Source organism: Kribbella sp. CCNWLW201, assembly GCF_037203805.1.
Classification (GTDB): domain Bacteria; phylum Actinomycetota; class Actinomycetes; order Propionibacteriales; family Kribbellaceae; genus Kribbella.
On the sequence record NZ_JBBCBQ010000019.1, the window covers coordinates 61291 to 84594 of the forward strand.

The 23304-nt window shown below is 65.2% G+C and carries 28 protein-coding genes; 15 read left to right on the top strand and 13 right to left on the bottom strand.

Annotated features, from left to right (window positions below):
• Positions 1-81 precede the first annotated feature (81 nt).
• The 6 genes from V9K99_RS42010 to V9K99_RS42035 all read left to right on the top strand — a co-directional run bounded on the left by V9K99_RS42010 (position 82) and on the right by V9K99_RS42035 (position 6860).
• Entirely contained in the window at positions 82-531 is a 450-nt protein-coding gene (locus V9K99_RS42010; protein WP_337007769.1) for a very short patch repair endonuclease, read from the top strand.
• 172 nt (positions 532-703) lie between these two features.
• Positions 704-2803 carry a helix-turn-helix domain-containing protein gene (locus tag V9K99_RS42015; RefSeq protein ID WP_337007770.1) on the top strand — a complete coding sequence of 700 codons (2100 nt, stop codon included), beginning with the start codon at positions 704-706 and terminating at the stop codon, positions 2801-2803.
• Entirely contained in the window at positions 2800-3783 is a 984-nt protein-coding gene (locus V9K99_RS42020; protein ID WP_337007771.1) for a hypothetical protein, read from the top strand. Before V9K99_RS42015 ends, V9K99_RS42020 begins: the two co-directional genes overlap by 4 nt.
• Entirely contained in the window at positions 3780-4673 is an 894-nt protein-coding gene (locus tag V9K99_RS42025) for a DUF6339 family protein (protein ID WP_337007772.1), read from the top strand. Before V9K99_RS42020 ends, V9K99_RS42025 begins: the two co-directional genes overlap by 4 nt.
• 48 nt (positions 4674-4721) lie before the next feature.
• A complete protein-coding gene (locus V9K99_RS42030) occupies positions 4722-5741 on the top strand; it encodes a DNA cytosine methyltransferase (RefSeq protein ID WP_337007773.1) in 1020 nt (339 codons plus the stop codon).
• A gap of 39 nt (positions 5742-5780) precedes the next feature.
• Complete coding sequence (locus V9K99_RS42035) at positions 5781-6860, top strand: DNA cytosine methyltransferase (RefSeq protein ID WP_337007774.1); 1080 nt, start codon at positions 5781-5783, stop codon at positions 6858-6860.
• 54 nt (positions 6861-6914) lie between these two features.
• On the opposite strand, the gene V9K99_RS42040 is transcribed toward V9K99_RS42035, so the two are convergent.
• A complete protein-coding gene (locus tag V9K99_RS42040) occupies positions 6915-7052 on the bottom strand; it encodes a hypothetical protein (RefSeq protein WP_337007775.1) in 138 nt (45 codons plus the stop codon).
• A 47-nt stretch (positions 7053-7099) separates the two neighbouring features.
• Between V9K99_RS42040 and V9K99_RS42045 the strand changes: the two genes are divergently transcribed.
• Positions 7100-7561 carry a hypothetical protein gene (locus tag V9K99_RS42045; protein WP_337007776.1) on the top strand — a complete coding sequence of 154 codons (462 nt, stop codon included), beginning with the start codon at positions 7100-7102 and terminating at the stop codon, positions 7559-7561.
• On the opposite strand, the gene V9K99_RS42050 is transcribed toward V9K99_RS42045, so the two are convergent.
• Both V9K99_RS42050 and V9K99_RS42055 read right to left on the bottom strand, forming a co-directional pair.
• Positions 7558-8436 (bottom strand): HNH endonuclease, encoded by an 879-nt coding sequence (locus tag V9K99_RS42050; RefSeq protein WP_337007777.1) that lies wholly within the window; start codon positions 8434-8436, stop codon positions 7558-7560. The two genes, V9K99_RS42045 and V9K99_RS42050, sit on opposite strands and share 4 nt — an antisense overlap.
• A gap of 84 nt (positions 8437-8520) precedes the next feature.
• Positions 8521-10410: a DUF2075 domain-containing protein gene (locus V9K99_RS42055; protein WP_337007778.1), complete on the bottom strand. Its 1890-nt coding sequence runs from the start codon at positions 10408-10410 to the stop codon at positions 8521-8523.
• Positions 10411-10557: 147 nt separating this feature from the next.
• Here V9K99_RS42055 and V9K99_RS42060 point away from each other — a divergent pair, with 147 nt between their 5' ends.
• From V9K99_RS42060 to V9K99_RS42075, 4 genes are read left to right on the top strand one after another with little or no spacing between them, the layout of a single operon-like run.
• Complete coding sequence (locus tag V9K99_RS42060) at positions 10558-10905, top strand: nucleotide pyrophosphohydrolase (protein WP_337007779.1); 348 nt, start codon at positions 10558-10560, stop codon at positions 10903-10905.
• 9 nt (positions 10906-10914) lie between these two features.
• The gene (locus V9K99_RS42065; protein WP_337007780.1) at positions 10915-11454 is read left to right on the top strand and encodes a CYTH domain-containing protein; all 540 of its coding nucleotides are present in this window, start codon (positions 10915-10917) and stop codon (positions 11452-11454) included.
• Positions 11455-11491: 37 nt separating this feature from the next.
• Positions 11492-12775 (top strand): DUF6884 domain-containing protein, encoded by a 1284-nt coding sequence (locus V9K99_RS42070; protein WP_337007781.1) that lies wholly within the window; start codon positions 11492-11494, stop codon positions 12773-12775.
• A gap of 35 nt (positions 12776-12810) precedes the next feature.
• A complete protein-coding gene (locus V9K99_RS42075; RefSeq protein ID WP_337007782.1) occupies positions 12811-12939 on the top strand; it encodes a helix-turn-helix domain-containing protein in 129 nt (42 codons plus the stop codon).
• Between the two features lie 14 nt (positions 12940-12953).
• Here the strand turns inward: V9K99_RS42075 and V9K99_RS42080 are convergent, their stop codons facing one another.
• A complete protein-coding gene (locus V9K99_RS42080) occupies positions 12954-13949 on the bottom strand; it encodes a sigma-70 family RNA polymerase sigma factor (RefSeq protein ID WP_337007783.1) in 996 nt (331 codons plus the stop codon).
• Between the two features lie 135 nt (positions 13950-14084).
• Between V9K99_RS42080 and V9K99_RS42085 the strand changes: the two genes are divergently transcribed.
• Positions 14085-14810 (top strand): SDR family NAD(P)-dependent oxidoreductase, encoded by a 726-nt coding sequence (locus V9K99_RS42085; protein ID WP_337007784.1) that lies wholly within the window; start codon positions 14085-14087, stop codon positions 14808-14810.
• Positions 14811-14970: 160 nt separating this feature from the next.
• Here the strand turns inward: V9K99_RS42085 and V9K99_RS42090 are convergent, their stop codons facing one another.
• The 9 genes from V9K99_RS42090 to V9K99_RS42130 all read right to left on the bottom strand — a co-directional run bounded on the left by V9K99_RS42090 (position 14971) and on the right by V9K99_RS42130 (position 20875).
• Positions 14971-15333 carry a hypothetical protein gene (locus V9K99_RS42090; RefSeq protein WP_337007785.1) on the bottom strand — a complete coding sequence of 121 codons (363 nt, stop codon included), beginning with the start codon at positions 15331-15333 and terminating at the stop codon, positions 14971-14973.
• Positions 15334-15513: 180 nt separating this feature from the next.
• The gene (locus V9K99_RS42095; RefSeq protein ID WP_337007786.1) at positions 15514-15720 is read right to left on the bottom strand and encodes a hypothetical protein; all 207 of its coding nucleotides are present in this window, start codon (positions 15718-15720) and stop codon (positions 15514-15516) included.
• A gap of 45 nt (positions 15721-15765) precedes the next feature.
• Positions 15766-15894 carry a hypothetical protein gene (locus V9K99_RS42100; RefSeq protein WP_337008020.1) on the bottom strand — a complete coding sequence of 43 codons (129 nt, stop codon included), beginning with the start codon at positions 15892-15894 and terminating at the stop codon, positions 15766-15768.
• A gap of 10 nt (positions 15895-15904) precedes the next feature.
• Positions 15905-16216: a hypothetical protein gene (locus V9K99_RS42105; RefSeq protein WP_337007787.1), complete on the bottom strand. Its 312-nt coding sequence runs from the start codon at positions 16214-16216 to the stop codon at positions 15905-15907.
• Position 16217: 1 nt separating this feature from the next.
• Positions 16218-17270: a branched-chain amino acid ABC transporter permease gene (locus V9K99_RS42110; protein ID WP_337007788.1), complete on the bottom strand. Its 1053-nt coding sequence runs from the start codon at positions 17268-17270 to the stop codon at positions 16218-16220.
• Positions 17267-18139 carry a branched-chain amino acid ABC transporter permease gene (locus tag V9K99_RS42115; RefSeq protein ID WP_337007789.1) on the bottom strand — a complete coding sequence of 291 codons (873 nt, stop codon included), beginning with the start codon at positions 18137-18139 and terminating at the stop codon, positions 17267-17269. Before V9K99_RS42115 ends, V9K99_RS42110 begins: the two co-directional genes overlap by 4 nt.
• A complete protein-coding gene (locus tag V9K99_RS42120; RefSeq protein ID WP_337007790.1) occupies positions 18136-19398 on the bottom strand; it encodes an ABC transporter substrate-binding protein in 1263 nt (420 codons plus the stop codon). The genes V9K99_RS42115 and V9K99_RS42120 overlap by 4 nt, the downstream gene beginning before the upstream one ends.
• A 21-nt stretch (positions 19399-19419) precedes the next feature.
• Complete coding sequence (locus V9K99_RS42125) at positions 19420-20121, bottom strand: ABC transporter ATP-binding protein (RefSeq protein ID WP_337324288.1); 702 nt, start codon at positions 20119-20121, stop codon at positions 19420-19422.
• On the bottom strand, positions 20105-20875 hold the full coding sequence (locus V9K99_RS42130) for an ABC transporter ATP-binding protein (RefSeq protein ID WP_337007792.1): 771 nt from the start codon (positions 20873-20875) through the stop codon (positions 20105-20107). Before V9K99_RS42130 ends, V9K99_RS42125 begins: the two co-directional genes overlap by 17 nt.
• 142 nt (positions 20876-21017) lie before the next feature.
• Here V9K99_RS42130 and V9K99_RS42135 point away from each other — a divergent pair, with 142 nt between their 5' ends.
• Genes V9K99_RS42135 through V9K99_RS42145 form a run of 3 tightly spaced genes read left to right on the top strand, consistent with a single transcriptional unit; the run spans position 21018 to position 23239 of the window.
• Positions 21018-21974, top strand: coding sequence for a helix-turn-helix transcriptional regulator (locus V9K99_RS42135; RefSeq protein WP_337007793.1), 957 nt, complete (start codon positions 21018-21020; stop codon positions 21972-21974).
• A gap of 57 nt (positions 21975-22031) precedes the next feature.
• Positions 22032-23066, top strand: coding sequence for an MFS transporter (locus tag V9K99_RS42140; protein ID WP_337007794.1), 1035 nt, complete (start codon positions 22032-22034; stop codon positions 23064-23066).
• Positions 23063-23239, top strand: coding sequence for a hypothetical protein (locus V9K99_RS42145; protein WP_337007795.1), 177 nt, complete (start codon positions 23063-23065; stop codon positions 23237-23239). Before V9K99_RS42140 ends, V9K99_RS42145 begins: the two co-directional genes overlap by 4 nt.
• Positions 23240-23304: the final 65 nt, after the last annotated feature.

Genomic DNA, 23304 nt, shown 5'->3' on the forward strand with positions numbered 1-23304 from the left:
GTGAGCACTGGTCCGATCCGGAGTCGTGGGGCGTCGGCCGCCGGACTCGTACCGAGACAGACAAGCTGGGAGACTAGGCCAATGGAGCCGATGCAGGCGGCGCCGGGCGTTCGCTCCCGCATGAGTAGGCAGAAGTCCCGGAACACCGGGACCGAGGTGGTACTTCGGCAGGCGCTGCATGCTCGTGGCCTGCGCTACAGGATCCATCAGCGTCCCGTTCAAGGCGTTCGGCGAGAAGCGGACATCGTCTTCACGTCCGTTCGCGTCGCTGTTTTCGTCGATGGCTGCTTCTGGCATGGGTGCCCGGATCATGCGACGTGGCCGAAGAACAACGCTGAGTTCTGGCGAGCGAAGATCGAAGGCAACAGACGTCGCGACGCCGATACCGACGCGAGGTTCGAGGCTGCCGGGTGGTGCGTGGTACGGATCTGGGAGCACGAGTCGATCGAGCACGCTGCGACACGGGTACGCGAGATCGTCGAGGCTCGAAGGAACGGCGTGGGCGGGTTGCGTCGCGGCACGCACGGCTGAGCCGCCCGCGTTGTATGTGCGGACGCTGCGGACCGCACTCGAGCACAGCGTGGTTCGGTCGTCGACAGTGAATATTTGACCCACTTGCAACCAAGGCGCAAATAATGTTTGACGTGGCATGAGATGTCAAATAGAGTTTGACTCACGTTTCCAGGTGCTGGGAGGGTGCCGGATGAGTCTTCATGAGAGCGAGCCATTCGGCTCATGGTTGAGTCGTCAACTGCGTCGGTCGGGCATGTCACAGGTTCAGTTGGCGGAGACCCTTGGGCTGACGCGGGCAGCGGTCTCGGCCTGGGTGACAGGCAGAGCCGAGCCGAGGGAGGAGACGGTGCGAGCCATCGCTGCGGCCCTGGGTACGGACCCGGCTGCAGTTCACAACAGAACGGCCGACGTTGAGGTCAATCTGCCGCTGGGGTGGCACCATCGACTCGCCCATGATGATGGCGGACGTGAGTACGGGAACGTCGCAGCATTCGCGTTCAATGCTGACCTCTCTGTCTTGGCGCGCGAGGCGACACAGAACTCCATCGACGAGCGGCTCGACCTCGAGAAGCCTGTTGCTGTGCGATACACGTTGCACGAGCTGAGCGGTGGACACCTGGACAGGTTCTTGCATGCAATGCAGTGGGAGACCTTGGCTCGCCACTATGAGAGCGCGGCATCCACGAGGCAGAAGGTTGGACGGAGTCTCAGGGCCGCCTTGGATGATCTGGCAACCGACCAGAGCATGGTGTTGCTGCGCGTCGATGACTACAACGCGGCAGGACTCACTGGGCCTGAATACGAAGACGGCCGATTTGCTGCCGTGGTTCGACGGCAGCTCGACAGCCACAAGCAACACGGCGGCCGCGCGGGAGGCTCGTACGGACTGGGTAAGGCGACGCTGTGGGCAACTAGTCGATTCGGCCTGGTGTTGGTGAACTCGACCCTCTCCGTTCCGCATGAAGGACGACATCTGCGCCGGGTCATTGGTCGACTGGATCTCCCCTGGCATGACGTTGACGGTGTCGCCTACGCGGGGCCGGCGTGGTTCGGGGAGCCAGATACAGACCGGCGCAGCGCCGATGTTTCGCGCTCGTGGTGGGCGGATGAGGACATGGTCCGTGCCCTGCAGCTGGCACGGGCGAGCACTGAGTCGGGAACCTCGTTTCTCATCGTCGGCGCACATGATGCATCGGGGGATGCATCCAGTCTGCAGGAGATGCACGACAAGCTTGTCCGCTCGCTTGCAGATGGATTCTGGGCGGCAATGGTGTCTGGCAGAGACGCTAAGCCAATAGTTGAAGCGCGTGTGACCACACTCCGCAACGGTCAGGTTCTGATCCCTGAGGAGCGTGTGGACCCTCACCGCACCCACCCGGCATTGAGCCGCTCGGTGCAGGCCTACTTGAACGGTGACACGGTCGACGAGCTCTCTTCGGGGGAACAGGTTGCGCGTGCGAACGTTCGGCTTGTGATTCCACCTCTCAAAGGTGCCGGCAAGGCTCGGGCGGGAGGGCTGGAGCACTCCGCAGTCCTCCTGCTGACTCCTGCTGACGACAACGCCGAGAGGCCAAACCGTGTTGTATGTATGCGCGGCACTCGAATGACCGTGATGGAGTATCGCCCGCGTGAGCTTCCGCTTGGCAGTGCGTCGTTTCAAGCCGTGCTTCTGGCCGGCTACGCGACCGGCGTCGCAGGTGAGGACGTGGAGCTGGCGGAGGAGTTTCTACGTGCATCGGAGCCACCCGAGCATGACAGGTGGGACCGCACCGAGGAGCTGACCAGCGTGTACGAGCGCGGCGCGCTCAGTCGGCTCAGAGAGTTTCGATCTGAGATCGACAAGGCAGTCCGTCAGCTCATCGGACGGCGTGAAACCACTGGGGGGGAAGGGCCGGCGGTGCTACGGGAGCTGTTGAAGCTCGATGGATCGGACCTGGGCGGCGCTCGTCGAGCTTCGGGTGCGCCGACTGTGCACAGCGTGAACGCCCACATCGAGGATACCGGCGCTTGGCAGGTGAGGGTCGACCTTCGCCTTCCTGATGCAGAGGATCGTTGGATCTTGACACCCGTGGCCAAGTTCGATGTGAGATCGGGAGGACGGCCGACGGTCAGTTGGCAGCTGCTGACGGCGACTCAAAACTGCCGGGTTGAGGGAGCCAACCTCATTGTGGAGCCGAAGGTGCGCTCAGCGGCGTTTGTAGGGCTGACCGACCCCTCAACGCATCCGGTAAACGGATCTCTTGCCCGTTTGGTGGTCGACGTCCAGAAGGCTCGCGGGAGCCTGGCATGATCCCTGTCTACTCCTACCCAACACTGTTCGGTGACATCGACCTTGAGGTGCTGTCGGTGACGGTGGACGGTGCAGATCTGCCGTATAACAAGATCTCGAAGGTCGAACGAACAGTTGCTCTTGATCAGTCCGGCCGAACCGGATGGCAGGTTGCGACCTTGCAGGTCAGGGCGAGTATCCCCAACGAAGAGATTGCGGGCGGTCCGTGGCGTGACCTGACCTGTCTGTCCATCCTGGCCGAGAAGGCCACGAACATGCGGTCAACCGTGCGCCTGGACGGTGCTGGGGATTCCCGGTGGTGCGGGGCCATCGACTTGATCCGTGCCAACCATCTTCATCGCGCGACTCTCTCACTCGGCGTTGTCGCCACTGTCGGCGACGTTGCGGGACGTCTCATCGGATCGACGCGACAGGATTGGTATGTCGATCTGCGCTCGTCCAAACCCGTACGACAGCGCGCTATCGAGATCGAGCAGGTCGACTTTGTAGAAGGTCCGCATGAGTGGCTCCGACCATTCAAAGGTGCCGCGTGGATTGTCGACACCACGGGAGATATTCCGACGGTCTACTTGAACACCCGTGGTGTGGAGGGATTGATCGATCTGCTCAACGGCGGGCGAGGTGGCGCCCCGGCCGAACGGTTGTTGCGTGAAGTCGCTGCCAGTCAGATTGCGCAAGATGCATGGATTGCCATGTTTCATACGGCGATCGCAGATCTCGACTCGGATGAAGATGGTACGCCCCTTCTTCCGACTGGATGGCGGGGAGCGGTCTTACGGATGATGTTGCCGGACGTGCTTCCCGGGCGTCAGGTCAATGATGCGTTGTTCGAAGTCAACGAGCGCCGAACGAAGGGCTTGGGCTGGTCTGGTCTGCAGACAAGCATTCACTACGCAGCGGGCAGACGGAGCCAGATCAATCGGAAGCTCACCAACGCAGTCAGAACCGCTCTTCGTGGAGAAGGGGGCGATACTCGATGAGCACGTTGGGACTTGATGCTCCGCCCACGCTGGGGCTGTTGTCCGATTCCGCAGTCGCTCAATGGCTCAGCCAAGGAGTTCGATCCGGCCAAGAGGATCCGCCGCAAGTTGCGATCCGCAAGGCCTCAACGCTGCTACAGGAGACCGACGCCCGATGGCGCAGCACACCGGTTGTCGAACTTCTGGATGAGGCAATGCAGCGGTTTGACGGTGCTCGGGCCAAGGCGGATGCATGGCTGGCTCCTCGCCTGCACGCGACCTTGCGAATGACCCGAGGTGAGGCGGCCGACAACCGGCTGTGGAATTTCATGGCGATGGCACTCGCGCCAGAGTACGTGGTTTGGCGCCATCGCGGCTCCGAGTCCGCACCCGCAAGCCGTTTTTGCGGGCCGCACTATACGCAGGCGTTCGCGCGCCTCTGGTGGGCAGCGGAACTGTTTCGAAACGGTGACGATTACCGCCCTGTGGAGACGGCATGCAAGGTCCAGGACGTACTGAACACCACGATGCGACTGGACGTGATAGACCATCGTCCAACGGCCCTGACGATCATTCGGCTCGTGTCGCGGTTGATCGAAGCTGAGGTGCCTCGGGTGGGCGACCATGTCAACGCGCTCTCGTCTGCTGTCAATGCTGCCGGCAGCACGCTGGTCTACGACGTACTCACGTCCGAGAACGTAGTCAACTATGCGGCCCTCCAGGAGTGGATCGGCGATGCCGAGGGCATGGCGCCCGTGCCCTGGGATCGCCTGCCAGAGGGGCCTGATGACGGTCAGGTCGAGCCCGAGGCCATTGACGCATTGATGCCCTTGTTCGAGACATTACTTGCCGAGGCGCCGATTCGTCGGCGACCACGGCACTCGGCCTCGGAGGAGGAGCCGCTGAACTGACGTCACCAGATGGTCAAATCCCGAGTCAGGAGTGAGGAGACAGTGTCAATGTCTACGTCGAAGGAGTACTACCGCGAGAAACAGTCGCTGCAGACACAGCGATTGTCTTCAATTGATGTGTGCGCCGGGGCCGGCGGCCTGGCTTTGGGATTGGAACAGGCGGGCTTCGATCCTGTTCTCTTGCTTGACAATCATCCAATGCCGTGCGGGACGTTGCGCGCGAATCGCCCCGAGTGGGATGTTCGTCAGATCGACCTGCTCGACTTCGATCCCAGCCAACATCAGCAGACCTATGACGTGGATCTGCTGTCCGCCGGACTTCCGCGTGTAAAGGCTGCCGCCACAGTGGCTAGAGCGCGTGGGAGCGAGTCAGAGCTGCAGCTTCTCAAAGGAACTGCCTTCCTCGTGCACGCGGTACAGCCACGTGCTGTCATCATCGAAAACCTGGCCGAACTTGTCACGAACGACGATTACGCTCCGATTCGTTCCCTCATGGAGGATGAGCTGACGCACCTGGGGTATCAGGTCCGATGGTTCGTCCTCAATGCGGCCGACTACGGTGTCCCACAAGTCCGGAAGCACGGAATCCTTGTCGCGCTTAAAGGCGATTCCATGGACGCCTTCGAGCTGCCGCGTGCTGACGCGTGTACAAGAACGGTTGGGGACGCTTTGGGTGCATCGATGGCGTCTCGTGGCTGGGCTGGTGCCGGCGAGTGGGCAGCTCAGGCGGACGAGCTCGCACCGACTTTGGTCGGTGGATCCTGGGAGCGCGGCGGCGCCGATCTCGGGCCGAGCGGAACGAAGAACGTTTGGGCGCGGATGCGCGTGAACGGTGGCTCCATCGCAGATGACGTTCCTGGTCCTGACTTCGCCTGGAACCCGAACGCCGAGCGATCGGACATGGTCAAGCTGACTGTGGCGCAGGCGGCGCTTCTGCAGGGCTTCCCGCCCGACTGGAAGCTCGCCGGAAAGAAGACCGCACAGTACCGCCAGATTGGGAACGCAACGCCGCCGCCGGTTGCACGAGCGTTGGGCGTGGCGGTCCGCGCGGCGCTCCTCGCGTGTTGAGTGCAGATCGGCGCCATCAAGCCGCTAGAATCCGACTCCATGATGGGCCGTCAGATGCAGCTGGGTGCAACTGCAGAGACGCAGATGGTCGACCTGTTTGCAGGGCCCGGTGGACTCGATGTGGCTGCGCGGTGGCTAGGCGTATCCGCGGTGGGCATCGAGTGGGACGCCAACGCGTGCGCGACAAGAGAAGCTGCGGGCCTGCACACCCTCCATGCCGACGTCAGATCATTCGGCCCGGAAGACTTCCCGTCCGCCACGATCCTTGCCGGCGGACCTCCATGTCAGACGTACACCGTCGCAGGCTCCGGCACTGGACGCCGGGCGCTCGAGAGAGTTCTTGACTTCGTCAAGCGCATGGCTGCCGGCGAGGACATCGCCGAGGGCCTGCGAGAGCTCGACGACGAGCGCACTGGACTTGTGCTGGAACCGTTGCGATGGGCTTTGCAGGCAGATCGGCTAGGGGCGCCGTATGAGGCGATCTTGCTTGAGCAAGTGCCCGCTGTGCGGCCCGTCTGGCTCGCTGTTGGCGAGGCGCTTGAGGGAATCGGATACAAGGTGTCTTGCGGTGTTCTCCACACGGAGGAGTACGGTGTGCCGCAGACAAGGCGTCGGGCCATCCTCCTGGCCCGACGCGATATCAAGCCCGAACTTCCCCATCCGACGCACCGCCCCTTTCGTAAGGGCGTTGCACGATCCGACGGTGATCCCACTCTCCTGCCGTGGGAGACGATGGGGCGCGCGCTGCGTCGGACTGAGCGCTTCACCGTGATCTCGAATTACGGCACCGGTGGAGATCCAAAGCTGCGTGGGCGTCGCAGGTCGGAAGAGCCATCGGCGACAGTCACAGGTAAGGTGTCCCGCAATCGTCTCGTGGATCACGACAATCGGGAGCTTCCGCGATTCACCTCGCCAGAAGCAGGACGGTTGCAGACCTTTCCTCTTGACTACCCGTGGTCAGGCAAGGACATTGCCCAGCAGATCGGGAATGCGATACCGCCCCTACTTGCTGCGCACGCCTTGGCTGCGGTCCTGGCGCGCCCCATCGATGGGACGGTGCTCCAGAGCTTCGTCGATGAGAGCTGGCTGTCAGGAAGCGACGAAACAGACGTCGCCTAGACAGCAGGTTGCATTGGTGACGCTCAGATGGGCGTTGACCGAGTGGCGCTGGGTTCAGCTCAGCACGTTGGCATTCACCCGCTTGACTTCCTCGACGAGGTCGGGGACTCCAGAGCCTCCACGCTGGCGGGAGGCTCGTTTGCTGCAGAGGTAGATGGTCGCGGCGGGGGACTCGATCGACGGCGTTGTCATGCAGCAGACCATTCGGGGCACCCCATGTCGCAGACGAGGAGCTACTGGTGGCGGTTGCTGATCAGGCCAGGTTGGAGGCGATTGGTACGGCGATGGCGAAGGTGGTGCCGGATGGTTGGGCTCGGGCTGTGCTGAAGGTTTCTGCGGTGGCGGCGACGATGGAGACGCAACTCGCGGTTGAGATGCTTGATGGCTCGATCGATGCGGGACTCAGCGTTGATGTCGAGGCACAGATCGCTTGTGACGATCTGCGTGATGCGATGTACGAGGAGGGGAAGGGCACCTGGTACAACGCGGAGTTCGTCCCGCGCCAGGATCGGGCGTCGAAGCGGGATTCGCCTACGAGACTCCGCCCTTCGATGGGGGCGGGACGCCGGACCTGCTCGATGATGATCAGCGAGCGTATCCACGCGACGCCGCTCACATGCCGGCTTGGCATCCGTCGGCTGACGGGTCCAAGCAGGATTGACCACCTGACTGGCGGCGGACTTCTCGCGAGATCGGTTTAGGCCAGATGTTGGCGTCGTTTGAACTCGCGGTTGTGGACTTCGAGGACGTCAGGGCGCGGTGCTGCGTTCTGGGGCGTGGGCTTGAGTAGTTGGATGTTGTCGAACTCTGAGTACTGCGATTTCTTCAGGGTGGGCGACAGGTGGACGCGGCGGGTTGAGGCGTCGATGGTGAGTTCGAAGAGGTCGAGCAGGGTGTGGAGGTCGGCTCGGAGGAGGAGGCCGTTGGCGAGGGTGTTCGTGTGGTCGCCCCGGTAAGGGACGATGTGGGCGGCTTCCAGAGCCGGCTCTGCGTCGCATCCGCTGATGCAGCAGCGGGCGCCGTACGCCCTGAGGAGTTCGCGGCGGAATTGGGGTTGACCTTGTCGTTCGACCACCGAGCGCTCGACGAATCGGCGGGCGTCGAGATCTGAGGAGATCGCTTCGCGCTGGTCTTCGACCTCGTTGATGATTTCGGGTGAGATCCCGGTCGCGGCGTCCCGCAGTACGAGGGATCGAAGACGTTGTATGCCACGCTCGTTGTCGATGCGCAGCACGCTGCGGTTGGGGAGGCCGGAGAACTCTCCCAGTTCCTGCAGCGTCGGCCAGGATCGCGTGACGGCTGTTGTCACCTCCGAGATTCTGACGAGGTCGAAGCGGCTCCTGTAGTGACGTTCGGCGTGGTCAGGCCAAGGCACACCTTCGACGTCGGATACCGGTCGGGCATCTTCCCGGGCGACGGCATGAGCTATCAGGCCGCCGCCATCGGTTTCCCAGAAGAACAGGTCGTCACCTGCGGAGATCGGGAACCGCTTGGTGGTTGCCCAGACGGCGTGATCCTTGGCGATTTGCCAGTTGTGGCGTCTCTTGCCGTCGACGTTGATGATCCAGCCAGACATGGGGATGCCCCTTCAGCGAAAGATCGCTGCGGGTGGAGGCATGTCCTGGATCGGAAGCCTGTCGGGCCGCTGCTTGGGTGTGGTTCAGGTGTGGACGAGATCGTCTTGCACGAGTTGATGGAGTGCATCTCGGGTTTCGGGGTCGGGGGAGTAGAGGATGGTGCCGACCATGCCTCGGGTTAGTAGGACCTTGTAGGTGTTGCGGACCAGGCGGTCGAAGGAGCGGGTGTCGGTGGTTTTGCGGTTGCGGAAGGCTGGGTCTTTGTTGGCGTCGCGGATGGTGGTGAAGCGGCCGTTGCGCCAAACGAGGTCTGGGCCGAGGATTACGCCGCTCCAGTCGTACTCGAAGCCTTGGGCTGTGTAGACGCAGCCGACCTGGTCGAAGCCGTTGGGGTCGGTGGCCCAGAGGGCTGCAGGCGGGGCCTCGCCGACCTTGCGGTCGCCTTTGAGGTTCCAGGGGCGGGACCAGTTGCCGATCTGGACGTCCGGGACGAGGGTCTTGTCTGGTCGGGGGTCGCTCCAGGGCCAGCAGTAGCCAGCCGCGATTCGTGCGCCGTACCCCTCGGCCGCTTTGGCTCGGAGAGTCGCTTCCATGTCCTCCGGCGTGTCGGCGACCTGGACTTGAAAGGACGGATCGCCGGTCCATTCGGTCGGCTCGCCGGCGGTGAGACCAAGCAGGCGTAGGACCCACTGGACGTACTCCTCGCTGCCGCCGCAGCGGAACTGGGCATCGAGCTCAATAAGGTGAACCGGAAGGCCGAGGTCGGCGGCGTACCTCTCGATATCGGCCACGGTGCCAAGTTCGCCAGGCTTCACGACCTGGTGCTCGTCGAGCAGGAAGACCGGTACCCGTGCGGCGGCAATCAGTTCGTCAACCTGACGCCGGCCGGTGCGGAACTCGGCCTTCGTGTATCGGTCCACCGAGGTCTCGCGGATGCGGTGCGCCTCGTCCAGGATGAGTACGTCGAGATCGTTGGGCTCGGCATCCATGAACTGGTTGAAGTACTTGAACATGCGCTTCACACGTTCTTGGCGAACACCAGCGACCCGGCGAAGGGTTTGGGTGAACGATCGAGAGCCGGTCGCATGCAGCACGCTTCGACCGCGGCGGGCGAGTTCACCGAGCAGGGACAACGCGATGACGCTCTTCCCGCTGCCTGGCCCGCCGGTGACGATGACGACGGACTTCCGGTCTGAGCTTCGCGCGCGCTCGACCTCGTGCAGGACCATCGAATGAGCCAGTTTCTGCTCTGCCACGAGGACGAACTGCTCCCGCCGTTGGACCTCCTCCGCGGCGACCGCGAGCAGCTGCTTTGACGGGGCTACTGCGGAGTTGATCAGCTGATCGGCGTACGGGCCGCCGGGCACTGTCGGGTCGAGCCGGTCTTGCAGGAACTCGATGAACTCGCCCCTGCGCGCACCGGTGAACAGGCGGCCGCGGTCGTCTTGGGGATAGTCGTAGAGGTCGCGAACGTCGGTCTCGGCCACCGCGTTGTGCAGGTAGGCCGCGCCGGCGAGTGCATCGGTCTGCCCGTCGAGGAATTTGGAGAAGTCGGCGAGATAGTCGCAGTACCCGCGGACCTGTGCGACAGGGTGGAGCCGCGGCGCGTTCGGGTAGCCGTCGATGAGGACGAGTTCGCGGTCGTTCTCCCAGGCTGCTGCTCGACTCCACTGCTTGAGTTCGATGACGACGTACGACGGTCCGCCGGTTCGCGGGTGTCGACCGGCCAGGACGACGTCGGCGCGCTTCGACGTTAGTGGGAGATGGTGCTCGACGAGGACCTCGACGTTGTTCAGTCCGGCCTGCTCCAGGTCCTGAGCGAGGACGGGCAGGCTGCGCTCCCACGACCGCAGTTCGGCCGGTGCGGCTCGCCGGCCGGTGTGGAAGAGCATCTGCTCGGCGATCCTCAGGGCGAATGCTTGATCGAGCGTCAGCTTGACGAAGCCGGCGCCGGATTGGCGGAACAGCGTCACGGGTGAAGTCCCCCAGGCAGCACGAAACAAGGTCGTGCGGGTGGGGGCGTTTCCTGTGAACGCTGACGTTCGGCGGAAGCCCGTCGGGCCGCGCCACCGACTCTATCCAGTGAGCGCTTCGAGCGGGATTCGTGGCATGCTCGCGGCGTGTCTGAGTTGATTGAGTTGCGGGATCGGATGCGGGTGTTTACCGAGGAGCGGGACTGGGGGCAGTTTCATGATCCGAAGTCGCTGATTCTTGCCCTGGTGGGGGAGGTTGGCGAGCTCTCGGAGTTGTTTCAGTGGTTGCCGGCTGAGGATGCGGTCGAGCGGGTGCGGGACGAGCCGCTTCGTGGTCGCGTGGGTGAGGAGTTGGCCGACGTACTCATTTATCTTGTGCGGTTGGCCGATGTGCTGGAGATCGACCTGGGCGAGGTCGCGTTTCGGAAACTGCACGGCTCCAGTTCGCGTTTCCCGGTGGACGAGGTGCGTGGGCAGGCTCCTGAGAAGGCCTGAGAGGCTGTCGTGGCGGTGGAGTTTGAGGCGAAGGTGTTGGAGGTCGAGCCGGATGGGATGGCGGACTCGATTCTTCGAGCTGGTGGGCGGCGGGTTGGCGATGCGTTGATGCGGCGGTATGTCTATGACATTCAGGCGGGGGATCGGTCGCGGTGGATTCGGCTGCGGGATGCGGGTACGGCGGTCACACTGACGGTCAAGGAGATTGCGCACGACGGCATCGACGATACGACGGAGACCGAGGTTGTCGTGGGGGACTTTGAGACAACGAACGAGTTGCTCGGGCGGATGGGGTTCGAGGCGAAGTCTTATCAGGAGAACCGGCGAGTCAGCTTCGAGCTCGGTGGGGCCAGGCTGGAAATCGACTGGTGGCCGTTGATTCCGCCGTACCTCGAGATCGAGGGTGACTCGTGTGAACATGTCGTGGGGGTAGGCAAACTGCTCGGTGTCAGCGAGGATCGTTTGACTGGTGAGAACACCGTGAAGGTCTACGCGCGTTACGGGATCGATCTGGCCGGGATTCGCGACCTCCGGTTCTCGTCGGAGTAGCGAGTAGCGCGTAGCGTGCCGGGGGACAGGGGATGTCATGGCCATTTACGAACGACCGGTGTGGCAGTTGATGGTGGAGTTTGCTGGCGAGCATCCTGGGCTGTTTCGGTTTGCTGAGTTGGACTCGTGGTTCCAGACCAGGTATCCGGCGATTGAGAGCAGCACCTTACGTGCGCACCTTCATCAGATGACCGTAGGTGTGAGCGATACGGGCAGCCTTCCTCGGGTGTTCACGCGTGTCGAGCATGGTCTCTATCGTCCGAGCCGGTCTGCTGAAATCCCGGCGCAGCCTGCTCTGGCTACGGCGGAGCCCATCTCCGTTGGCGTCGTACTTGTGACATGTGTGAAGACGAAGCGGTCCGCGCCGGCGCCGGCCAAGGAGTTGTATATCTCGCCGCTGTTCCAGAAGCAGCGGGCGTACGCCGAGCAGAGTGGGCTGCCGTGGTTTATTTTGTCGGCGGAGCATGGGCTGGTTGGGCCGGACGAGTGGTTGGCGCCGTATGAGCGGTATCTCCCTGACTGTCCGCCGAGTTATCGGCGTGCCTGGGCGCGATGGGTTGCGGCGCGTTTGGAGCTGTTGCAGGGGAGTCTTCGCGGGGTGGCGATCGAGATCCATGCGTCGTCGTTCTACGCGTCCTGTCTGACGCCGGAGCTGCGCCGGTTGGGTGCGTCGGTTAGCACCCCGCTGTCGGGCCTGCCCCTGGGTGAGCGACTGGCCTGGTACGGCGAAGCGAACAGGGGCTCGATGGTTGAAAGTGGTGCGGAGCAGCAGTCATCGATGGTGAGTGAGCTGGTCGACGAGCTCGCGGATGGGGCCCGCGCTCTTCGGCCGGTTGAGTTGCGGGCGCTCGGGCGGGAGAGGTTGTCGAGCGGGGGCCTCTACTCGTGGTGGGTTGACGGTGAGGGAGCGAGGGACCTTTCGGGCGGTCTCGGAGCTGAGGTTCTGCCCGGGCTCGTGTATGCCGGTCAAGCGGGAGCGACGCGGTGGCCGAGTGGTGGGCGTGCCAACAACACATTGTGGGATCGACTCGTTCGCATGCATCTGGATGGGCGGGCGAGGTTCTCTACTTTCAGGCGCACCATCGGGTCCGTGCTGCTGGAGCCGCTCGGACTGCGGGATGTTGATGACCCTGCCTTATCCGAATGGATCGAGAAGCATCTCCGGGTCGTCGCTGTTGTTGTCGACGACGCTGACGCTTTGATGGCGATCGAGCATCAAGTCCTCGAGCAACTGGATCCGCCGCTGAACCTGAAGGGCATGCTTCCGACGCCGGTCCGGCTCCGGCTGTCCGAACTGCGTCGAGCGGGCCGCCGCAGCTGATTGGCTTGTGACGTTTGCTCACTCATGCGGCCCATGTGCACGTCAATGCGGTTGCCCAGCGCCTCGATCGGGTGTCGCAACTTCTCGGCAGCGACTGGCAGGAAGCTGAGCCGGCACTGGAGATCCAGCTCGCCCTGCGACTCCACCGACTCGTACGGTCCTAAACGCCTATAGCCGGTCAGTCGAGCGTGCGGGGGAGGCCGCAATGCGGCGCGAGCGCCGTCTCGAAATGGGTGATCTCGCAGATCCGGTCGCCTGCCAGGCCGACCACGAGGACGCCGACGACGTGCAGGCGCCCGGTGACCGGATCACGGACGTACTCGCCCCATGCAGGCTGGCCGTTCGCCCGGACCGGCACCATCCGCGTGATCCCGCGGCGGTGGGCGTCGATCGCGGTGAAGAAGCGGCGTGCCGCCGCGGTCCCGCGGTACTCGAACGGCAGGGGCGGCATCCGCACCCACACGTCGTCGGTCATCAGCGCGACGAGCGCGTCGACGTCCAGGTCGGTGAAGGCCGCGACGAAGCGGTCGAGCAGGGCACGCTCCGCGGGCCCGCCGGGTGGAGGCGGTGGCAGGTCGGGAGAGCGGGCAGCGTCCATCGTCGCCCGGGCACGTTTGAGCGCGCTGGTGACCGCATCCTCGGTGAGCCCAAGCAGCGCTGCGGTCTCGCGCGCGCGATACCCGAGTACGTCGCGTAGCAGCAGTACGGCGCGTTGATTCGGCGGCAGCAACTGGACTGCGGTGACGAATGCGAGCGAGATCGCCTCACGGGACTCGTACCGGGCATCGGGTCCTGGCGCCTGATCGGACAGCCCCTCCAGCAACACGTCCGGATACGGCTGCAGCCACAACACGTCACCCAGGCGGGTCGGTTCCGGAGGCGGGACGGGCAGTTGTGCCGCGGTCACCGGTCGCCGCGAGGACGACCGCAGCAGGTTGAGGCACCGATTGGTGGCGATGCGATACAGCCAGGTGCGAACCGATGACCGTCCCTCGAAGCCGTCGAGGCCGAGCCACGCCGCCAGCAGCGTCTCCTGCAGCGCGTCCTCGGCGTCTTGGAGCGAACCGAGCATGCGATAGCAGTGCACCTGGAGTTCGCCGCGGTGAGGCTCGACCAGAGCGGTGAACGCGTCCCGGTCACCGGCCCGCGCCCGCTGGAGCAGTTCTGCCGACATCTGCCACCTCCATCGTCTCTCTCCGCACTTGCAGGTACCGACACCGGCGGCGGGCGGAACTGGTCGCTGTCGGTGCGCCCAATGCCTGGCACGTGCCGTGTCTGTCCTTCTGAACGCGACTATCAGGAGGGTGTAATGACAATCGAAGGTAAAGCAGTTCTGGTGACCGGGGCCAATCGCGGCATCGGGGAAGCACTGGTCGAGGAAGCCTTGAGGAGGGGCGCGGGGCGGGTGTACGCCGGCACCCGCCAGCCGTTGGCCCACGCCGACGGGCGCGTCACGCCCTTGGCGCTGGACGTGACCGACGAACGCCACATTCAGGCGGCCGTCGACCGCGTCGACGCTCTGGACATCGTGATCAACAACGCCGGCCTGGCGCTGTACGACGATCTCAGCGAGCGTGCCGCACTCGAACAGAGTCTGGCGGTCAATCTGTTCGGCCCGTACGACGTGACGCGGGCATTCCTGCCGCTGTTGAGTGAGTCTCGCGGAGCGATCGTCAACGTAGTGTCGCTGGCGGCTTGGGCCGCGTTGCCGGTCATGCCGGCGTACTCGATCTCGAAGGCGGCCGCGTTCTCCTTGTCGCAGGCGCAGCGGGCCCTTCTGGCCGGACGGGGGGTGAGCGTGCACGCCGCGATGCTCGGCCCGGTGGACACGGACATGATCCGGGGTCTCGAGATACCGAAGGCGTCCCCGGAGTCCGTCGCGCGAGGCATCTTCGACGGCGTGGAGGACGGGGACGAGGAGATCTTCCCCGATCCGATGTCGGCGTCCATGGCGGAGAGTTGGCGCAACGGCGCGGCCAAGGCGCTCGAGCGCCAGAACGCGGCGCTCCTGGCAGCAGCGTCCGCCACGGCATAAGCACGCGGAGGGACACGGCGCCGCGTCCGGTCGATCGGGTGCCGGACGGACGCGAAGACGTGTCCCAACCCGCCGGGACCGCACTGAACGTGAACTCGTGATGTCGGTCGGATCGTAGTGTCGTGCAGATCGGAGACCGCTGGAGGCTGGCCGTTCGGGATCAAGAGCGTGGCTGCAGCCAGTGGCGCGCGGCGGCTAGCGTCAGCTCGATGTCATCACTCCAAGAACAGACTTCCAGCCACGACAGGTAGCCGCCCTGCGTGAAGACCAGGACCTCACCCGGGCACACGCCATCCTCGGTGACGAGCTGCGCGTCGGCCGCCACGACAGTGCTGGGGCCGGTGGGCGCGGGCTCCACCTCGCTGGTGTCGAGTTCGAAGTAGGCGGTGCCGCACCCGCAGGTGCAGCGCGCTCGCACGCTGAGGTGCGGAACCTGCCTTCGGAGAGAGATATGAACCGGATTGTTCGTGTTCAGGACCTGCGAAAGAACGTCGGCTACGTCGGCAGGCAGGCTCTCGGTCATCCCGTCACCGTATCTGAGCAGCGGCTTTGGCTCCGGCCTCGCCGGCCTACGCTGCGGCCTGCTGATCGCGGCAGCGCTTTGTGCACGGTTCAGTCATCTCGCGGGGCGATCCGTGGCTGACCGTGCACAAAGCACCGCGACACGCCGGAGCTGGTCGGGCGTCGTGGCACGGTGCCCGCGCTAGTCGATCAGACCGGCGTTCCGGGCGGCCAGGGTCGCCACCACGAGGCGCCCGACGGCGTTGACGTGCGTACCGGCTGACAGTCCGGCCAACACCGCCGACATACACAGGCAGATCAAGTCGGCGCTGGACGCATCCGACGCGCTCGCCACCACGGCCGGATGCCCCTCACCGCGGAGCATGGCGACGAAGCGCTCCGTCGCCACCGGCTCCTCGCCGGCGATCTCGATCTGTTCCAGCGATGGTCGGATTCAGCGCATCGCGCGGACGTGTTCTCGGGCCTGGACGTCGGTGCCGAAGACGGCCAGCCGCCGTACGTCGTCCCGCGCGAGCGCGTCCGTGGCCAAGGCCGACACGGCCGGCGTACGGCGGGCTGTCAGCGCGGCGCCATCAAAGGTTGCGACCGGCCAAGTCGTCGTCGCCGAGCAGAACGAACGGCGCCTCGCCGGCCGCCGCCGACGTCACCGGCGGCCGGCCGTTGCCGATGGCAACGCGCTGAGCTGGAACGCGCTGAGCTGGAACGCGCTGAGCTGGAACGCGCTGAGCTGGAACGCGCTGAGCTGGAACGCGCTGAGTGGGAGCGGGCTGAGGGGGAAGGACCGACGGGGCGTTGGCGAAGGTCTTTCGGAGTTCGGTGACCACTTCCTCGAACGGCGCGAGCCGGTAGATGCGGCCCGCGTCGAGGTGCGGCGGACTGCTCATCTCATGGCTTCTGCGCCACGACAGGCTCGCTCTCGGTCACCGCTGGAGTACCACTCAAGTGCGGCTCCGGCTCGTCGCGGCGACGACGCAGCAAATGCGCCACAGTTCCCCAAACGCCCCGCCGGAAGAGCAGTACGACGACCACGAAAATGAGGCCGGTGATCAGGCCTGGACCGGTGATGCTAAGCGGCCCGATGTGGACCCCCGACGTCGCCACATAGTCCTCGACCTGGACGATCAGAGCGGCCCCGATCGTGCTGCCCCACAACGTCCCGATACCACCGAGCACCGTCATGATCACGACCTTGCCGGACGTCGTCCAGTACACCTCCTGCAACGACGCAAAGCCGTGGCTGATCGCATACAGCCCACCCGCAAGCCCCGACAATCCAGCCGAGATCACGAAGATCATCACCTTGTACCGGTCCACCGGATACCCGAGGGAACGAGACCGAGCAGGGTTCTCCCGGATCGCGACAAGCACCCGCCCAAACGGGGAGTGCACCACCCGCCACGCGATCCACAGTCCGATCAACGCGATCGGCAGACCGGCGTAATAGAAGTAGAACGGATCCGACAGATCCAGCCCGAACAAGTTCTTCGGAATACCCTGCAGCCCGTTCTCCCCACCAGTCAGATCACGCCACTGGTTAGCGACGTAGTACACCATCTGCGCGAAGGCGAGTGTCACCATCGCGAAGTAGATGCCAGTACGCCGGACGGCGAGCAGCGCGATCGGAACCGCCAGCACCATCGCTACGACCGCCGCACCGAGAATCGCGACCGGAAAAGGCAGACCCGTCTTGATGGCGATCGTGCCGGCGGTGTAGGCCGCGCTGCCCCAGAACGCCGCATGCCCGAACGACAGCAGCCCGGTGAACCCAAGCAGCAGATCGAGCGCCACCGCGAACAGCGCCCACGCAACGATGTCCATCGCCACCGGCGGATAGATGAGCCACGGCAACGCCAGTACGATGAACAGCCCACCGAGCACCCCGACGACTCGCCACAGGCGAGGCATTGTCGACAATCTGCGGATCAACAACACCGTCATACCGCAGTCTCCTCACGGCCGAACAGACCAGCCGGCCGCCACAGCAGCACGATGGCCATCACGATGAAGACCGACGTGGTCGCCAGTCCCGGGACGTAGACGTTGCCGAGTGCCTGCAGCATGCCGATCAGGAACCCGGCGGCCACCGAGCCGAAGATCGACCCGAGACCACCGATCACGACCACCGCGAAGACGAGGATGATCAGGTCCGCCCCCATCAGCGGACTGACCGCCCGCATGGGAGCGGCCAGTACGCCGGACAGCGCGGCCAGCGCGATCCCGAATCCGAAGACCGGCGAGATCCACCGCCCCACGTCGATCCCCATCGCCCGAGTCAGCTCAGGGCGTTCGGTCGCCGCGCGGATGATCATCCCGACCCGAGTCCGGGCCAGCAGCAACCAAGCGCCCAGCGAGACGAGCACGGAGAACACCAGCACGAACACCTGGTACGCCGGGAAGTCGAACAGCCCGAGATCGACCGACCCACGCAGCCCGGCGGGTTGTGGATACGGCTGCGGCTGAGCGCCGTACTTCATCCGGAGCAGATCCTGGAAGATCAGCGTCAGACCGAACGTCAGCAGGAAGTTGTACAGCGGGTCCAGCGCGACCAACCGCCGTACGAGCAACTGTTCCAGCGCCATCCCGACCGCGCCGAGCGCCAGCGGCACCACGATCAGCGCGATCCAGAAGTTGACGCCGGCCTCGTTGAGCAGGATGAACGCGCCGAACGCACCGAGCATGTAGAACGCGCCGTGGGCGAAGTTGACCACGCCGAGCATCCCGAAGATGACGGCCAACCCGAGTGCGAGCAGCGCGTAGAAGCTGCCGTTGACCAGCCCGTTGAACGCGTGCTGAAGCAGATCACTCATCCCTGGCCCATCTTGCAGGTGGTCTCGGACACCGGCTTGAACGCCTTGTCCGCGGGGATGGTGGTCACGATCTTCTCGTAGTCGTAGTCCTCCTTGACGTCACTCTTCGGCTTCACCTCGGCGAGGTAGGCGTCGTGGATGACGCGGTGGTCCTCGGCCCGGATCTTGCCGTTGCGCAGGAAGAAGTCGTTGATCTCCTTGCCTTCCAGGTCCTTCACCACGTCGTCGGACGCGTCGGTGCCGGCGGCCTGGACGGCTTCGAGGTAGTTCATCGCGGCGGAGTAGTTGCCCGCGTGCGCGAACGACGGCCGGGAACCGGTCTTCTCCTTGAACTTGTCGGCCCACTCGCGGTTCTGCTGGTCGAAGTTCCAGTACCAGGCGTCCGTGAAGCGGGTGCCCGCCAACGCGTCCGGCCCGAGCGAGTGGATGTCGGTGATGAACATCAGGCCGACCGACAGGCCGACGCCCTTGTCCTTGAGCTTGAACTGGTTGTACTGCTTCACCAGGTTCACCAGTTCACCGCCGGCATGCATCGTGCCCAGTACGTCGGGCTTCGCGGCCGGCGCCTGCAGCAGTTGGGACGAGAAGTCGCCGCTGGTGTTCGGGAACTCCGACGACTGCTTCCCGACGACCTTGCCACCGGCCTTCTCGACGGCCGTGGAGAAGCTCTTCTCCATGTCCTGCCCGAACGCGTAGTCCGGGTAGACGATGTACCAGTTCTTCGCGCCGGCCTCGGTCACCGTCGTACCGGTTCCGTTCGCGAGCATGTAGGTGTCGTAGGCGTAGTGGAAGGTGTACTTGTTGCACTTGTCACCGGTCAGCGCGGTCGTCGCCGCGGTGACGTTGAAGTACAGCTTCTTCTTGGCCAGGGCCTGTCCGGCGACCGCGAGTGCCGCGGATGACGTCGGTACGTCGAAGACGGCGTCGGCCTTCTGCCGGTCGTACATCTCCTGTGCCTTGGTGTTCGCGATCTCGGGCTTGTTCTGGTGGTCGGCGACGACCACCTCGATGTTCTTGCTGACGGCATCGTCGCCGTGCTTGGCCTTGAAGTCGTCGACGGCCATCTGCACCGCCTTGACCGCGTTCGGGCCGGACAGCTGGCTGTAGATGCCGGTCTGGTCGTTGATGACGCCGAGCACGATCTTGTCGTCGCTGATCTTCCCGCCGCCACCGGATGGGCCGCCCGCCCCGCCACCGCAGGCCGCCAGCAGCGAGACGACCGCGAGGGTCGAGATCGCCGGGATGAGGTTTCGTCGCATGGGTTCTCCTCCGATGGTGCGTTAGATGCCGAGATACTCGAGCAGCTCGTGCTCGCGTTCCTTGACCTCGGTGTTGTCCAGCGTCTGCGCGACCCGGCCTTGGGCGAGCAGATAGTGGCGGTCGGCAACGGTCGACGCGAACCGGACGTTCTGCTCGACGAGCAGCACCGTCACCCCGGCCGCCTTGACGTCGCGCAGGATGTCCCCGATCTGGTGCACGAGCACCGGCGACAGACCTTCGGTCGGCTCGTCGCAGAGCAGCAGCCGGGCGCCCATCCGCAGGACGCGCGCGATGGCGAGCATCTGCTGCTCGCCTCCCGAAAGCTTCGTACCAGGGAACTTGCGGCGTTCCTTCAGCACCGGGAACGACTCGTAGACGCGGTCCATCGACCAGGCGCTGTCGCTGACGCCGGGTGGCAGCCTGAGGTTCTCCTCGACGCTCAGACTGGCGAAGATCCCGCGGTCGTCCGGGACGAGTCCCAGACCTCGACGGGTACGGCGGTGAGCCGGCAGGCCGGTGATGTCCGTGCCGTCGAGGGTGACCGTCCCGGCTGTCGGCCGGTGCAGTCCCATCAGGCAGCGGAGCAGAGTGGTCTTCCCGGCGCCGTTGCGGCCGACCAGGGTGACCACCTCGCCCGCTGCCACATCCAGCGATACGTCCCGCAGTACCTGCGCTTCGCCGTACGACGCATTGATCCCCTGCACGCTAAGCAGCGGACTCACCACCTAGGTAGGCCTCGATCACACGTGGGTCGTTGCGGACTTCGTCGTACGTGCCCTCGGTCAGGATCCGGCCGAACTGCAGGACCGTGACCCGATCGGCGAGACCTGCGACGACGCTCATGTTGTGCTCGACGAGTACGACGGTGCGGTTGGCGCGGATCCGTTTGACGAGCTCGACCGTCCGCTCGACGTCCTCCATCCCCATGCCGGCCGTCGGCTCGTCGAGCAGCAGCACCGCTGGATCGAGGGCGAGCGCGAGGGCCAACTCGAGTGCACGTTTCTGCCCGTAGGCAAGGGTTCCAGCCGGTACGTCGCGCTGCCTGGCGAGACCGACCTCGTCGAGGAGCTCGCCTGCGCGATCCCGGAACCTGGTCAGCACTCGGTCGGACACCCAGAACCGATGGCCGAGCTTCGTCGTACCCATCAAAGCCAGCTCTACGTGCTGCTGCAGAGTCAGCTGCTCGAACAGGTTGGTGATCTGGAACGAGCGAGCCACCCCCAGCCGCGCGATCCGTTCCGGCGACGAGCCGGTGATGTCCCGCCCGCTGAGCCTGATCTGGCCGGCGGTCGGCTTGAGGAAGCCGGTGAGCAGGTTGAACAGCGTCGTCTTGCCCGCGCCGTTCGGTCCGACGAGAGCATGCACGTCACCTTCCGCGACGGCGAGGTCGACCCCGTCCACGGCGGTGAAGCCGCGGAAGCTCTTGCTGAGTCCGGTGGTCTCGATCACCGCCCCGCGATCGTTGCTTGGGTCCATGGCTGGAAGTTAGGTGCAGGGCGAACGCTGTTCCATGTCGTAGGCAGACACACTGCTTGCCTCGGAAGTGTGGTGGGCGCACACGGTCATCGCCGCCGGATTGCGGAAGCTTGTCTTCCGCGATCGGTGGGACGATGGCGGGATGTTGGAGACGTCGGCCCGTTTGTTGCGGTTGTTGTCGTTGTTGCAGGTACGGCGGGACTGGAGTGGGCCGGACCTGGCCGAGCGGTTGGGGATCTCAACCCGGACGTTGCGGACTGATGTGGAGCGGCTGCGAGGGCTGGGGTATCCGGTGGAGGCGCGCCCGGGGGTGGCGGGTGGGTATCGGCTGGGCGCTGGTGGGGAGTTGCCGCCGTTGTTGCTGGATGACGAGGAGGCGGTGGCTGTCGCGGTGGGGCTGCGGACAGCCGCGGCTGGGGGTTTGGCCGGCATCGAGGAGACGTCGGTTCGGGCGTTGATGAAGTTGGAGCAGGTTTTGCCGTCGCGATTGCGGCATCGGGTGCGGGCTCTGTCGGCGGCGACGGTGGCGGTGGGTGGGTCGGGGCCGCGGGTTGACGCTGAGGCGTTGACGGCGATCGCGGGAGCGGTTCGGGATCGGGAGGGGCTGCGGTTCGACTACGCCGGCGGGTCGAGTGGTGCCCCGCGGCGGGCGGAGCCGCATCGGTTGGTGGCTTGGGGGCGGCGTTGGTACCTCGTTGCTTGGGACAACGATCGTGAGGACTGGCGGACCTTCCGGGTGGATCGGATGTCGCTGCGGACGCCCAATGGGCCGCGGTTCACGCCGAAGGAGTTGCCGGAGAAGGACATCACTGATTTCGTACGGCGTTCTGTCGGGGAGGCGTCGTGGCAGTACCGGGCTCGGGTGAAGGTGTTCGCGTCGGCCGAGTACGTGCAGAACCGGATGCCGATTCCGATCGAGCCCGACGTGGTCGACGAGACCACGTGCATCGTCGAAGTGGGGTCAGACGATCCGCATCAGCTGGCTCTCTGGTTGGGGCTGCTTGACGCGGATTTCGAAGTACTGGATGCGCCCGAGCTCGCCGCGGCCGTCAGGGAAGTCGGCGACCGCTATCACCGTGCGGCTGGGAGGTTTGCGTAGGGGCGTCTCGGTGTCACGGCGCTCAGACTGCTCCGGCCCGCAGAGGATGATGCTCCGGTGCGAATCCTTCCGTCGGGTGCCGGTCACGACGCCGCCGTTCTGTTGCAGACGCGAGGGATCCGGGCATTCGGCGACGGGATCGTCAGCGTGGTGCTCGCCGGGTACCTCGCCGCGCTCGGTCTCTCCGAGGCTCGCATCGGTGTCGTTGTCGCCGCGACGCTGCTCGGCTCGGCGGCGCTGACACTCGGCGTCGGGCTTCGCGGCCATCGAGTCGGTCGGCGCCGGCTGCTGCAGCTCGTGTCGTTGTTGACCGGGCTCGGCTTCGCCGCGGCGGACGGGTTCTGGGTGCTGCTCGTGGTCGCCTTCGTCGGCACGCTGAACCCCTCGGGCGGCGACGTCAGCGTGTTCCTCCCGACCGAGCAGGCGCTGCTGCCGGGCACTGCGCCCGACGCCCAGCGGACCGCCCTGTTCGCCCGCTACACGCTGATCGGCTCGCTCGTCGCAGCGTTCGGCGCGCTGTGCGCGGGCGTGCCCGAGTGGATCGCCGCCCACGTCGACGTCAGCGACGAGACCGTGCTGCGCTGGACGTTCGTCGGCTACGCCGTGCTCGGCGCGACGGTTCTCGTGCGCTACCGCTCGCTGTCGCCGGCGATCGAGCCGCGGGCCGAGGCGCCTGCCGTCGCGCTGGGCCCGTCCCGCGGCATCGTGTACCGCCTGGCCGCACTCTTCACGCTGGACTCGTTCGCCGGCGGCTTCGTCATCACCGCGCTCGTCGTGCTGTGGTTGCAACGACGCTTCGAGCTGTCGATCGCCGTCAGCGGCGCGGTGTTCTTCTGGGCCGGTCTGCTCTCGGCGTTCTCGTCGCTGGTCGCCGTACAAATCGCGCGCCGCATCGGGCTCGTGCGGACGATGGTGTTCACCCACCTCCCGGCGAACGGCTTCCTGATCCTCGCCGCATTCATGCCGAACGCGCAGCTCGCGGTCGCCGCGCTGCTGGCCCGCGCTGCCCTGTCGCAGATGGACGTCCCCGTGCGCACGTCGTACGTGATGGCCGTCGTCTCGCCGGCCGAGCGCCCGGCCGAGCGAGCGTGACGAACGTGCCGCGCAGCCTGGCGTCCGTGCTGCCGCCCCTCCTGGCCGGCTGGATGCTGGGCCGCTCGACGTTCGGCTGGCCGCTCGTCGTCGGGGGCGCGCTGAAGATCTCCTACGACCTGCTGCTCCTGCGCCAGTTCCGCGACCTCCGGCCACCGGAGGAGCAGGCCTGATGCCCGGTCGCCCTCTGCGGTACGTTCGACGTCGAGCAGCCTTCGACGACCGGGATAGATCGAGG